At 72.2% G+C, this 13,104-nt stretch carries 7 protein-coding genes; 2 read left to right on the top strand and 5 right to left on the bottom strand.

Annotated features, from left to right (window positions below; translation table 11 throughout):
- Position 1: 1 nt before the first annotated feature.
- The 4 genes from C1708_RS19890 to C1708_RS19875 form a co-directional block, all read right to left on the bottom strand.
- Positions 2-1,531 (bottom strand): hypothetical protein, encoded by a 1,530-nt coding sequence (locus C1708_RS19890; protein ID WP_106413953.1) that lies wholly within the window; start codon positions 1,529-1,531, stop codon positions 2-4.
- 126 nt (positions 1,532-1,657) lie between these two features.
- The gene (locus tag C1708_RS19885; protein WP_106413952.1) at positions 1,658-6,607 is read right to left on the bottom strand and encodes an NAD-glutamate dehydrogenase; all 4,950 of its coding nucleotides are present in this window, start codon (positions 6,605-6,607) and stop codon (positions 1,658-1,660) included.
- 428 nt (positions 6,608-7,035) lie between these two features.
- Positions 7,036-7,710 carry an HAD family hydrolase gene (locus C1708_RS19880; protein ID WP_106413951.1) on the bottom strand — a complete coding sequence of 225 codons (675 nt, stop codon included), beginning with the start codon at positions 7,708-7,710 and terminating at the stop codon, positions 7,036-7,038.
- A gap of 9 nt (positions 7,711-7,719) precedes the next feature.
- Positions 7,720-8,238: a DUF6912 family protein gene (locus C1708_RS19875; RefSeq protein WP_106413950.1), complete on the bottom strand. Its 519-nt coding sequence runs from the start codon at positions 8,236-8,238 to the stop codon at positions 7,720-7,722.
- A 648-nt stretch (positions 8,239-8,886) separates the two neighbouring features.
- Here C1708_RS19875 and C1708_RS36140 point away from each other — a divergent pair.
- Positions 8,887-9,297 (top strand): Rv3235 family protein, encoded by a 411-nt coding sequence (locus C1708_RS36140; protein WP_391664378.1) that lies wholly within the window; start codon positions 8,887-8,889, stop codon positions 9,295-9,297.
- A 71-nt stretch (positions 9,298-9,368) separates the two neighbouring features.
- Here the strand turns inward: C1708_RS36140 and secA are convergent, their stop codons facing one another.
- Complete coding sequence (gene secA, locus C1708_RS19860; RefSeq protein WP_106413948.1) at positions 9,369-12,209, bottom strand: preprotein translocase subunit SecA; 2,841 nt, start codon at positions 12,207-12,209, stop codon at positions 9,369-9,371.
- Between the two features lie 278 nt (positions 12,210-12,487).
- Between secA and C1708_RS19855 the strand changes: the two genes are divergently transcribed.
- Positions 12,488-13,057, top strand: coding sequence for a GNAT family N-acetyltransferase (locus C1708_RS19855; protein ID WP_106413947.1), 570 nt, complete (start codon positions 12,488-12,490; stop codon positions 13,055-13,057).
- Positions 13,058-13,104: the final 47 nt, after the last annotated feature.

The following is a 13,104-nucleotide window of genomic DNA, read 5'->3' as shown; positions in this document are numbered from 1 at the left end:
CTCACGGCACGGCGTACAGCACCTCCCCGCGCGGCCCCCGGGCCACCGGCCGCAGCGCGGGGTCGTCCAGGACGCCGCGGTGGTCCACCACCCAGCGCACCTCGTACTCCCGCTCGGTGCCCCGCCGCTCGGCCGCCGGCGTGTCCGCGGCGAAGTACGCCCGGGTGGCGGCCGTACGGCGCTCCTCGTCGGCGAGGAAGAAGTCGGGGTAGCCGGGGGCGACCGTGTAGGGGCCGTAGGCGGGCACCTGGCGGGCCGCCCGGCCCTCGGCCATGACGACGTCGCCGTACCGCACCCAGCGGGTGATCCACCCGTACCCCGGCCACGGCGGCCGGTGCCTGTCCGCCACCGCGCCGGGCAGCGCGTCGGCCGCGACCACGTACCCGAGCGCGCCCGCCTGCGCCCAGCCGCCGGCCAGCAGCGCCCCGGCGAGCAGCGCCGCCCACACCGCGCGCACCCGCCGCGACCCCGCCCCCACGACCGCGACGGCCGCCGCGATCTGCGCCGGGATCACCGCCGCCGGCAGGGCCCGGCCCCACGAGTGGTGCCCGGTGATCCGTCCCGCGACGACGATCAGCACGCCCAGGGCGCAGAAGATCACCAGCGGGTCCCGGTGGTCGCGCCGCCAGCGCGGCACGAGCGCGGCCACGCCCAGCAGCACCAGCCCGAACCGCGCCACCGGGTGCGCGTACAGCGCCCGGTGCACCGTCTCCAGCCCGTCCCCGGCGTCCGCCAGCGCGAAGAAGTCGTAGTACGGCCACGCCCCCAGCACCGACACGCCCAGCAGCAGCGCCGCACCGAGCCGGGGCCACACCGCGCGCCCGGGACGCGCCGCGACCACCGCGGCGGCCGCGCCCACCGTGGCCACCACCCCGGAGAACTGGTGGCAGAGCAGGATCGCCGCCCACAGCACGCCCAGCCCCAGCCACGTCCCCCACCCGGCCCGGCCGCGCAGCGCGCCGGTCAGCCAGGCCCAGAAGTGGAAGGCGAGTCCCAGGGTGAACGTGCTCGGGTAGGCCGCCGTCAGGGCGAGCGAGTGCAGCCCCGGGAAGCCGCTCCACAGCAGGGGCTCGGAGCCCCACAGGAACAGCAGGCACAGCAGCGCGAGCGGGGGCGCGGCCGGGTGCGCGCTCAGCGTCCGCACGTACCGCCACACGCCCGTGACCAGCAGCGCCAGCCCGGCCACGGCGGCCAGCCGCAGCACCACGAACACGTCCAGGCCGCTCGCCCGGGCGACACCGCCGAGCACCAGCGTCCACGGCGAGTAGTACGGGCTCGGGGTGTTCGCGTCGACCAGCGGGTTGCCCGGGGCGAGCGGGTCGTGCCGCAGCCGCTGCACGGTCGCCGCGTGGACGCCGAGGTCGCCCCTCCACGGCAGCCGTACGACGACCAGGACCAGCAGGAGCAGGACGAGCCCGGTGACGCCCGTGGCCAGGGCCCGGCCGACGGCGGCCGGGCGGAGCGCGGGGCGGTGCGCGCCGGCCCCTCCGGACGCTCCGGCTCCTCCGGACGACGGGAATCGGGCAGTCACACCAGAGACCTATCCCGTTCCCGGGCCGTCCCCACGGGTTCGCCGCCGATTCCCGCCCAAGGCACCACGCGCGCGGGGGCGCCGCGGACCGTGACGGTCCGCGGCGCCCCCGACGGGCCCGGCGCCCTACGAGTGCGACCTCAGCAGCGTGCGCATGGTCCGCATCGCCACCGACAGGTTCGCGAGGTCGAACGAGTCGGAGCCGTGGATCTCCTCCAGCGTGGTGCGGGCCCGGCCGAGCAGCGCCGCGTTCTTCTGCTCCCACAGCGCGAAGCGCTGCTGCGGCGTCGCCGAGCCGTCGCCCTCCGCCAGCACGTCCGCGGTGACCGCCGCGTGCGCCGCGTAGAGGTCCTCACGGATCGCCGCACGGGCCATGGACTGCCACCGGTCCGCGCGCGGCAGCTCGGTGATCCGGTCCATCAGCTGGGTGATGCGCAGCCGGTCGGCGAGGTCGTAGTACACCTCGGCGACGTCCAGCGGCTCCTTGCCCGTCCGGTCGGCCACCGACACGATGTCGAGCGTCGGGAAGGCGGAGGAGAACCCGGCGACCCGGGTGGCCAGCTCGTCCGGGACCCCCGCCTCGCTCAGCTCGTCGTAGATCTTCTGGTACCAGCTCAGGTCCTCGCCGCGCAGCAGCTTGGGCAGCTCCGCCCAGACCTGCTCGACCCGCTCGGCGAAGAACGACACCGTCTCCTCGAGCTGCAGCGGCTGCGGCCGGTTGTTGAGCAGCCAGCGCGTGCCGCGCTCCACCAGACGGCGGGAGTGCAGCCGGATCCGGGTCTGGGTGGCGGTGTCGACCCTGGTGTCGAGCGCCTCCACGCCGTCCCACACCACCGAGGAACGGAAGATCGCGCGGGCCGCGGTCTGCGCCCGGACGATCTCCTCCAGCGACGCCCCGGTCTCCTCGCGCATCCGGTGCAGATACGTGGTGCCGCCGGTGTTGACCGTGTCGTTGACCAGTACGGTCGTGATGATCTCGCGGCGCAGCGGGTGGCTGTCGATGTGCTCCCCGAACCGCTCGCGCAGCGCGGTCGGGAAGTAGGCGTGCAGCAGGCCCTTCAGGTAGGGGTCGTCGGGCAGCGAGGTGTGCAGCAGCTCCTCGGCGACCGTGATCTTCGTGTACGCCAGCAGGACCGCCGTCTCCGGCCCGGTCAGGCCCTGCCCGGAGGCGAGCCGCTCACGGATCTGCCGGTCGGTGGGCAGGAACTCCAGCGCCCGGTCCAGGTGGCCCTCGCGCACCAGGTGCTTCAGGAAGCGCTGCTGCGCGTGGATCATGTCCTTCGACTGGGCCAGCGCGTTGGCGATGGCGGTGTTCTGCGCGTAGTTGTTGCGCAGCACCAGCCGGCCGACCTCGTCGGTCATCTCGGCGAGCAGCTTGTTGCGCTGCTTCACCGTCATGTCGCCTTCCTTGACCAGGCCGTTCAGCAGGATCTTGATGTTCACCTCGTGGTCGGAGGTGTCCACGCCCGCGCTGTTGTCGATGGCGTCGGTGTTCTGCCGGCCGCCGTGCAGCGCGAACTCGATCCGGCCGAGCTGGGTCATGCCCAGGTTGCCGCCCTCGCCGACGACGGCGACCCGCAGGTCCTTGCCGTCGACCCGGATCGCGTCGTTGCCCTTGTCGCCGACGTCCGCGTCGGACTCGGTGGACGCCTTGACGTAGGTGCCGATGCCGCCGTTCCACAGCAGGTCGACCGGCGCCGTGAGGATCGCCTTCATCAGGTCGGCCGGGGTCATCTTGGTGACCTCGGGCTCGATGCCGAGGGCCTCGCGGATGTGCGCGTTGATCGGCACGGACTTGGCGCTGCGCGGGAAGACGCCGCCGCCCGCCGACAGCAGGGCGGTGTCGTAGTCGGCCCAGGAACTGCGCGGCAGTTCGAACAACCGGCGGCGCTCGGCGTAGGAGACGGCCGCGTCCGGGTTCGGGTCGATGAAGATGTGCCGGTGGTCGAAGGCGGCGACCAGGCGGATGTGCTCGCTGAGCAGCATGCCGTTGCCGAACACGTCGCCGGACATGTCGCCGATGCCGACGACCGTGAAGTCCTGGGTCTGGGTGTCCACGCCCAGCTCCCGGAAGTGCCGCTTGACGGACTCCCAGGCGCCGCGGGCGGTGATGCCCATGCCCTTGTGGTCGTAGCCGGCCGAGCCGCCGGAGGCGAAGGCGTCCCCGAGCCAGAAGTTGTACGTCTCGGCGACCTCGTTGGCGATGTCGGAGAAGGTCGCGGTGCCCTTGTCCGCGGCGACGACCAGGTAGGTGTCGTCCTCGTCGTGCCGGACGACGTCCGCCGGCGGCACGACCTCGCCGCCCACCATGTTGTCGGTGATGTCGAGCAGCGCGGAGATGAACGTGCGGTAGCAGGCGACGCCCTCCGCCATCCACGCGTCCCGGTCGACGGCCGGGTCGGGGAGCTGCTTGGCGACGAACCCGCCCTTGGCGCCGACCGGCACGATGACGGTGTTCTTCACCATCTGCGCCTTGACCAGGCCGAGGATCTCGGTGCGGAAGTCCTCACGCCGGTCGGACCAGCGCAGACCGCCGCGCGCGACCTTGCCGAAGCGCAGGTGCACGCCCTCCACCCGCGGCGAGTACACCCAGATCTCGAACGCCGGGCGCGGCGCGGGCAGGTCGGGGATGGCCTGCGGGTCGAACTTCATGGAGACGTAGTCGTGCGGCTCGCCGCCGCTCGTCTCCTGGAAGAAGTTGGTGCGCAGCGTCGCCTTGATGACGGTGAGGAAGGCGCGCAGGATGCGGTCCTCGTCGAGGCTGGCGACCTTGTCGAGGGCGGCGTCGAGCTCCTCCAGCAGGGCGTCCACCAGTTCGTACCCGGCGCGCTGCCGGTCCGGCGACATCCGCGCCTCGAACAGGGAGACCAGCAGCCGGGTGGTGTGGACGTTGTTCCGGAGGGTGTCCTCCATGTAGTCCTGGCTGAAGGTGGACCCGGCCTGGCGCAGGTACTTGGCGTACGCGCGCAGCACCGTCGCCTGACGCCAGGTCAGCCCGGCGCTCAGCACGAGGGCGTTGAAGCCGTCGTTCTCCGCCTTGCCGGTCCAGGTGGCCGCGAAGGTGTCCTGGAAGCGCTCGCGGGCGTCGTCGCCGAGGTGGTCCCCGCCGCCGGGCGCGTGCGGCATGCGCAGGCCGAAGTCGTAGATCCAGGCCACGCTGCGGTCGGAGCGCCGCAGCTCGTACGGCCGCTCGTCGATGACCTCGACGCCGAGGCGCTGCAGCACGGGCAGCACCGCGGACAGGGAGACGGCCTCGCCGGTGCGGTAGATCTTGAAGCGGCGCTCGTCGGGCCCCGCGCCCACCGGCTCGTACAGGCTGAGCGCGAAGTCCCGCTCCTCGTCCAGCTCCTCGAGACGCACCAGGTCGGCGACGGCGCCGCGCGGGGAGTGGTCGGCCTTGTAGCCCTCGGGGAAGGCGCCCGCGTAGCGGCGCAGCAGCTCTGCGGCGCGCTCCTCGCCGAACTCGGTGGTCAGCGCCTCGGCGAAGCCGTCGGACCAGGAGCGGGCGGCCTCGGCCAGGCGGGCCTCCAGGCGCTCCTTGTCGCTGTCGGACAGGTGCCGCAGTGAGGTGCCCTGCGGGACGCGGACGACGAAGTGCAGCCGGGAGAGGACCGATTCGGTGTTCCAGGCGGTGAAGTCGACGCTGACGCCGCCGAGCTCCTCCTTGAGGATGTCGATGATCCGCAGCCGGACACCGGTGGTGTAGCGGTCGCGCGGCAGGTAGACGAGGGCGGAATAGTAGCGCCCGTACTCGTCCTGGCGCAGGTACAGCCGCAGCCGGCGGCGCTCCTGGAGGTAGAGCACCGAGGTGACGATGGACCGCAGTTCCTCGACCGGGGTCTGGAACAGCTCGTCGCGCGGGTAGGTCTCCAGGATCTGCAGCAGGTCGCGCCCGTCGTGGCTGTGCGGCGAGAAGCCGGCCCGCTCCAGGACGTCGTCGACCTTGCGGCGGATCACCGGCACCCGGCGCACGGACTCGGTGTAGGCGGCGGAGGAGAACAGCCCGAGGAAGCGGCGCTCGCCGACCACGTTGCCGTCGGCGTCGAACTTCTTCACGCCGATGTAGTCCAGGTACGACGGCCGGTGCACGGTGGCGCGGCTGTTGGCCTTGGTCAGGATGAGCAGCTTGTGCTCGCGGGCCTTGGCGCGGGCGTCGGCGGGCAGCCGCTCGAAGGACGGGCTGACCGGGTGGTCCTCGTCGGCCGCGTGGCGCGGGTCGGAGCGCAGGATGCCGAGGCCGGTGCCGGGCAGGGCGGCGAGCGAGTCGTCGTCGCGCAGCTCGTACTCGCGGTAGCCGAGGAAGGTGAAGTGGTCGTCGGCGAGCCAGTGCAGCAGCTCGCGGGCCTCCTCGACCTGCAGCGGGGGCAGGTCTGCGGGGACGGGCTCCCCGGGCAGCGCGTCGGCCAGCGAGGTGGCCGCCTGGCGCATCTTGCCCCAGTCCTCGACGGCCTCGCGGACGTCGGAGAGGATCCGCAGCAGGTCGGTGGTGATCTGCTTGAGGTCGCCGCGGTCGGTCTCGCGGTCGATCTCGACGTGGATCCAGGACTCGACGTGCGCGTCGTGCGGCAGGTGGCGGGCGTCCTGGGGGAGGTCGCCGCCGACCGGGTCGGAGAGGACCTCGATCAGCTTGCCGGTCACGTCCCGGCGGACCACGAACTGCGGGTGGATCACCACGTGGATGCCGCGGCCCTGGCGGGTCAGCTCGTTGGTGACGGAGTCGACGAGGAAGGGCATGTCGTCCGTGACGACCTCGACGACGGAGTGGCTGCAGGTCCAGCCGTTCTCCTCGACGGTCGGGGTGTGCACCCGGACGTTCGCCGTGCCCTGCGGGCGGTTCTCGGCGAGCCGGTGGTGCGAGACGGCGGCCCCGAAGATGTCGACCGGGTCGCGGTCGGTGAGGTCCTCCGGGGCGGTGTGCAGGTAGTAGCGCTGGAGGAACGCGAGGACGGCGTCCCGGTCGGGCGTGTCCCCCTCCACGGTCCCAGTCGGTAGTTTCCCCCCGGCCGGGCTGTTCTCAGCTACCCGGGCGGCCCGATCGAGCAGCTCGGCCTTGGCTTCGTCCAGCTTGGTCTGCATGGTCCTCTGGCTCCTGTCGCGCGCCGTTGCGTGACGTAGAAGGAAGTACGGTCTCCGACCTCGCGGTGCGGTGGTACGACACGGGGTGTCCGGTCTGTGCCGACGCTATGCCGTGAGAGGGGAGGAACGGGGGCCTTCCGGCGGAATCCGATGCGTCCGACGGGTGTGACTGCGCTCTCCGGAACGCCTGCCCCTCCGGGGTGCGCCGCGTCCCGTGCCGCCCGCGAGGATCAGCGGTCGCCACCCGGACACGGATGTCGTCCGTGCTCACCGGGCGCACAGCGGGAACGCCACGGTCCCCGCGAGCTATCGCGCTGATCACGCCACCTAGGCTATCGCCCTCCGGAGGGGCCCCGTCATGAGCCGTATGTGTACAAAACCGGGGGGCGGACTTTGACGTTTCGCACAGTGCGGCCGGGGCTTTCCGGTCAGCCGGAGGCCGCCAGGCGCTCCGCTTCCGCCACCGCCTCGCTCAAGGTGTCGACCACCGGGACCCCGACCGCCTCCAGCCTGGCCCGGCCGTGCGAGCCGCCGGTGTAGAGCACGGCCCGCGCGCCCGCGTGCCGCGCGGCCAGCGCGTCGTCGGCCGCGTCCCCGATCACCACCGTGCGCCGCGGGTCCACCGTGTCGCGCAGCGCGCCCAGGTGGCGCACCATGTGCTCCGCCTTGCTGCCGCCGGAGGGGCCGGTGCGCCCGTCGACGCGCAGGAAATAGGACGAGATGCCGAAGGTCTCCACCAGCGGGACCAGCTTCTCGTGCCCGTGCATGCTGAGGATCGACTGGCTGCGGCCCGCCGACGCCCACCCGGTCAGCAGGTCCTCCACGCCGTCGGCCAGTCCGCAGCGCACCCGGTGCTCGGTGTAGTGCCGGTGGAAGACGGCGTCCATCAGCTCCCACTCGGCCCGGCTGGGCAGCCGGCCCATCAGCCGCTCGTAGAACGCCGGCACCGGCACGCAGTACAGCTCCCGGTACCGCTCCAGCGTGAGGGGCGCGAGGCCCAGCTCGGCGAAGGCCGCGTTCGTCGCCGCGACGACCGCGTCGACGTCGTGGAAGAGCGTGCCGTTCCAGTCCCAGACGATGTGTGCGTCCGTGTGCGTCCCCATGCGGAGAACCTACCCGGGCGGCCGGACGACGAGCTGCGGGATCTCCTGCGTCGCGAACCACAGCAGCTCGTGGTCCTCCGCGCCGTCCACGACGAACCGCGCGTCGTCGTCGCCCCCGTCCGCCGCCTCCAGCGCCCGCGCGGCGGCCGCCACGTCCTCCTCGGCGTCCTCCGCGTCCACGTGCACGGCGGCCGCCTTCGCCAGCCGTACGGCCCCGGCGAGGCGCACCTCGCCCAGCGTGGCCGGGTCCGGACCCCGGCCGGGGTCGACGGAGGCCGCGCCGTCCGCCACGTCCACGGCGACCACGACCCGGCGCCGGGGGGCGCCGGGATCGGCGGCGAGGAGGCGCAGGGAGGCCAGCGCGGCACGGCTGAGCGCGGCGTACTCCAGCTCCTCGATGTCGTCGGAGAGGTACCACTCGCGCAGCGCGGGCGTCACGGCGTAGGCGGTGAACGGCCCGTCGCCCAGCTGCCCCGTCCTGTGCGCCTCGGCGAGACCGGGGAGGGTCAGGGGGACGTAGACGCGCATGGTCGGCCGCTTTCGTCAGCTCGGATCACTTCTCGGCAAGGTCTCAGAATACGTCCCGCCCGTCCCCCTTCGAGTCCTCACCGACCCCTTCGCGACCGTCAACCCACGTCCGCGACGTCACCCGCCCGACCCCCGCGAGCCGGGGCCCGCCGCACGGGCGACCACCCTGATAGGTGAACTTTCCGCCCCTCCCCGACCGGCCCTCCCCCTCCTTGCCCCGCCCCCGCACGTCCCCGTACAAGATCCCCGTCACGAAGTTACTGCCCGGTACCCGGCTCCCCCGCCGGTCCGGCCTTCAGAACGGGGCCCCTCGTGCACAAGGTCATGAGCAGAACGCCACGCCGCTCCCCCGCGGCCGTCCCCCCACGCGTCCCCACAGCCGGCGCCCCCTTGTCCCCCTCACCGGGCGCGGACCGCCCCCGGGGCACGACGCCCCGCCGGACACGCCCGGCCGACAACCGCCCCTCGGGCCGCGCGCCGTCCCCCCGGAGCCGACCCGTCCGAGGCGGCTCCGGAGGCGGAACGCCCGCCGGTACGCCCGGCCACCGGGCCGGGACGCCCGCGGGCACGCCACCCGAGAACCCTGGCGGACCGCCCGGTGACAGGGGCCGCGTGCCCGGCGTCGCGACGCGCGGGGACCACGGACGCGTGCCGGCCGCCGCGGCGCCCGAGAACCGGCGCAGGGCGCCGTCGGGCGCCGTGCCCGCGCACCCGGGCGGGGCGCCCCTCGGCGTCCCGCAGCCCCGTCCCACCGACCGGTTCGCCGAGCTGCTCGTCGCCGTGCTGAGCGGTCAGCGGCCCGTGCACGCGATGTTGCGGCACAGTGCCGGGCAGGCCTACGACGAGCTGATCCGGCTCGCGGAGCGAGGGCCGCTGCGGACGCGCGGGGCGCGGCCCGTCGTGCGGGACATCGGATGGTTCGTGCCGCGCGAGGGCGCCATCGAGGCGTTCGCGCGGATCGGCGCCGGGGACCGGCTCCGCGCCATGGCGTTCCGGCTGGAGCGCGGCCGGGACCTGCGCTGGCGCTGCACCGCCGTCGAGCTGGGCGGCCCCCGCTGACAGCGGACCGGAACGGCCGGGGGCCGGGCGCCCTCAGGCGCCCGGCCCCCGGCCGGCGGTGTGCGGCGACGTCACTTCTTGCGGCGACGCCCGCCCCGCGCCTGCTTCCGGCGCTCCGCGCGGGTCAGGCCGTCCGCCGGCGAGCGCACCGGCTCGTCGTCGGTGGCCAGCTCGCCCTCGATCGTGCCGCCCTCGCCGTCCACCGTGGGAGCGGAGAAGTGGAGGTTCCGCCGCTGCGGGGCGTCCAGCCCCTTCGCGCGGATCTCCGGCCGCGCCTGCGCGGGCACCGCGTCCTGCTTCTCCAGGTCGGCGGCCGGCTTGACGTCCTCGACCGGCACCTCCTCGACCTGCTGCTCGACCTGGACCTCCAGGTTGAACAGGTAGCCGACGGACTCCTCCTTGATGCCGTCCATCATCGCGCTGAACATGTCGAAGCCCTCGCGCTGGTACTCGACCAGCGGGTCCTTCTGGGCCATCGCGCGCAGGCCGATGCCCTCCTGGAGGTAGTCCATCTCGTAGAGGTGCTCGCGCCACTTGCGGTCCAGCACCGACAGCACGACCCGGCGCTCCAGCTCACGCATGATCTCGGAGCCGAGCTGCGCCTCACGCGCCTCGTACTGGGCGCGGATGTCGTCCTTGACGGACTCGGAGATGAACTCGGCGGTCAGGCCGGCCCGGTCGCCGGCCGCGTCCTCCAGCTCCTCGACGGTGACGCTCACCGGGTAGAGCTGCTTGAACGCGCTCCACAGCCGGTCCAGGTCCCAGTCCTCGGGGAAGCCCTCGGCGGTCTCCGCCTGGACGTACGCGTCGATGGTGTCGTCCATGAAGTGGTGGATCTGCTCCTGCAGGTCCTCGCCCTCCAGGACGCGGCGGCGCTCGCCGTAGATGACCTCGCGCTGCCGGTTGAGCACCTCGTCGTACTTCAGGACGTTCTTGCGCGTCTCGAAGTTCTGCGTCTCCACCTGCGACTGCGCGGACGCGATCGCACGGGTGACCATCTTGTTCTCGATCGGCACATCGTCCGGCACGTTCGCCATGGACATCACGCGCTCGACCATCTGCGCCTTGAACAGCCGCATCAGGTCGTCGCCGAGCGAGAGGTAGAAGCGGGACTCGCCCGGGTCGCCCTGACGGCCGGAACGGCCGCGCAGCTGATTGTCGATGCGCCGCGACTCGTGCCGTTCGGTGCCGAGGACGTAGAGGCCGCCGAGCTTCTCGACCTCCTCCTTCTCGGCCTTCACGGCCTCCTCGGCGCGCGCCAGCGCCTCCGGCAGGGCCGCGGCCCACTCCTCGATGTGCTCCTCGGGGTCGAGGCCGCGCTGCCGCAGCTCCGCCTCCGCGAGGTCCTCGGGGTTGCCGCCGAGCTTGATGTCCGTACCACGGCCGGCCATGTTCGTGGCGACCGTGACGGCGCCGCGGCGGCCGGCCTGGGCGACGATCTGCGCCTCGCGCTCGTGGTGCTTGGCGTTCAGCACCTCGTGCTGGATGCCGCGCTTGCTGAGCTGCTGCGACAGGTACTCGGACTTCTCCACCGACGTGGTGCCGACGAGGATCGGCTGGCCCTTGCGGTGCTTCTCCTCGATGTCGTCGACGACCGCCTCGAACTTGGCGACCTCGGTGCGGTAGATCAGGTCCGACTGGTCCTTGCGGATCATCGGCCGGTTGGTCGGGATGGGCACCACGCCGAGCTTGTAGATCTGGTGGAACTCGGCGGCCTCGGTCATGGCCGTACCGGTCATGCCGGACAGACCCGGCAGCTCCTTGCCGTTGTGGTCGTGGCGCTTGTAGAGGCGGAAGAAGTTCTGCAGCGTGATCGTGGCGAGCGTCTGGTTCTCGTCCTTGATCGGCACGCCCTCCTTGGCCTCGATGGCCTGGTGCATGCCCTCGTTGTAGCGGCGGCCGGCGAGGATACGCCCGGTGTGCTCGTCGACGATCATGACCTCGTCGTCGATGATGACGTAGTCCTTGTCGCGCTTGAAGAGCTCCTTCGCCTTGATGGCGTTGTTCAGGTAGCCCACGAGCGGGGTGTTCACCGACTCGTACAGGTTGTCGATGCCGAGCCAGTCCTCGACCTTGCTGACGCCGGACTCGTGGATGGCGACCGTGCGCTTCTTCTCGTCGACGTCGTAGTCGCCGGTCTCCTCGATGCCCTTCAGCGGCTGGCCGGCCTCGCCGCGCTTGAGGCGCTTGACCAGCTTGGCGAAGTCGCCGTACCACTTGGTGGCCTGGTCCGCGGGACCGGAGATGATCAGCGGCGTACGGGCCTCGTCGATGAGGATGGAGTCGACCTCGTCGACGATGGCGAAGTTGTGGCCGCGCTGCACCAGCTCTTCCTTCGACCACGCCATGTTGTCGCGCAGGTAGTCGAAGCCGAACTCGTTGTTCGTGCCGTAGGTGATGTCGCACGCGTACTGCTCGCGGCGCTGGGCCGGCGTCATGCTGGCGAGGATGCAGCCGACGCTCAGACCCAGGAACTTGTGGACGCGGCCCATCATCTCCGAGTCGCGCTCGGCCAGGTAGTCGTTGACCGTGATGATGTGGACGCCCTCGCCGGACAGGGCGTTGAGGTACGCGGGCAGGGTGCCGACGAGGGTCTTGCCCTCACCGGTCTTCATCTCCGCCACGTACCCCATGTGCAGGGCCGCGCCGCCCATGATCTGGACGTCGTAGTGGCGCTGGCCCAGGACGCGCCGGGCGGCCTCGCGGACCGTGGCGAAGGCCTCGGGCAGCAGGTCGTCCAGGCTCTCACCGTCGGCGTAGCGCTCCTTGTACTCGTCGGTGAGGGCCCGCAGCTCGGCGTCGGAGAGGCCTTCGAAGTCCTCTTCGATGGAGTTGACCTGGTCCGCGATGCGGTGCAGCTTGCGCAGGATTTTGCCTTCGCCTGCACGCATGATCTTCGAGAGGACGGACACGGGGGTTGGTCTCCTTGCCGGTCGGGCCTGGGACGGTCGGTTTCCGTTTCACTGACTGAGCAACGGCCATCGTATGCGAGGACCCCGTTACGCCGGGAGGCCTGCCGGGGCGGTGACCGTCCACCGCGGCCGAACCGTGGTACGGCCGCTACCCGGACAACGTCCCGGACGCCCGGATGGTGCCGCGGGCGTCCGGTGAATCACACGCGGAGTGATCATCGTTTCACCGACGGCCGAAGGGATGGCGCCGTCCTCCGTGACCTGCGCAGAATCGGCCGATGGAACCCGTCACGCTCACCACCGGCCGTCTGCTGCTGCGCACCGTCGGCCCGCAGGACACCGACACGGTCTTCCGGATCTGCCAGGACCCGGACATCCAGCGCTGGACCACGATCCCCTCGCCGTACCTGCCCGAGCACGCGCGGGGTTTCACGGAGCGGATCGCCCCGGACGGCTGGGCGAACGGTTCGATGTTCACCTTCGGCGCCTTCCTGCCCGCCGGGGAGCTGACGGGCATGCTGAGCATCACCCTGCGCTCCTTCGCGACGGGCGAGATCGGCTTCTGGGGCGCTAAGGAGCACCGCGGCAACGGCTACATCACCGAGGCCACGGTGGCCGTGTGCCGCTGGGCCTTCACCGAGATGTCGATCGACCGCGTGGAGTGGCGCGCCGAGGTGGGCAACACGGCCTCCCGCGCGGTGGCGGAGCGGGCCGGCTTCACCGTCGAGGGGGTGCTGCGGTCCTCGCTCGCCAACAAGGGGGTGCTGCGGGACGGCTGGGTGGGGTCCCTGCTCCCCTCCGACCTGGGTCTCCCCTCCACCACCCCGTACGTGCCCGCCAAGATCTGACGTGCGGACGCCCACCGTTGTCAGTGCGGCCCTCTAGGGTGCGGACG

Origin of the sequence: Streptomyces sp. DH-12, assembly GCF_002899455.1 — a bacterium.
Lineage (GTDB): Bacteria > Actinomycetota > Actinomycetes > Streptomycetales > Streptomycetaceae > Streptomyces.
The sequence above is the reverse complement of the archived record's forward strand: the minus strand, read 5'-3'. Positions and strand labels throughout refer to the sequence as shown.

Bases quoted from the DNA above. Each gene is read 5' to 3' on its own strand.
- C1708_RS19875 (WP_106413950.1), bottom strand. From the start codon at position 8,238: ATGCGCGTCTACGTCCCCCTGACCCTCCCCGGTCTCGCCGAGGCGCAC.
- C1708_RS19880 (WP_106413951.1), bottom strand. From the start codon at position 7,710: ATGGGGACGCACACGGACGCACACATCGTCTGGGACTGGAACGGCACG.
- C1708_RS19885 (WP_106413952.1), bottom strand. From the start codon at position 6,607: ATGCAGACCAAGCTGGACGAAGCCAAGGCCGAGCTGCTCGATCGGGCC.
- C1708_RS19855 (WP_106413947.1), top strand. From the start codon at position 12,488: ATGGAACCCGTCACGCTCACCACCGGCCGTCTGCTGCTGCGCACCGTC.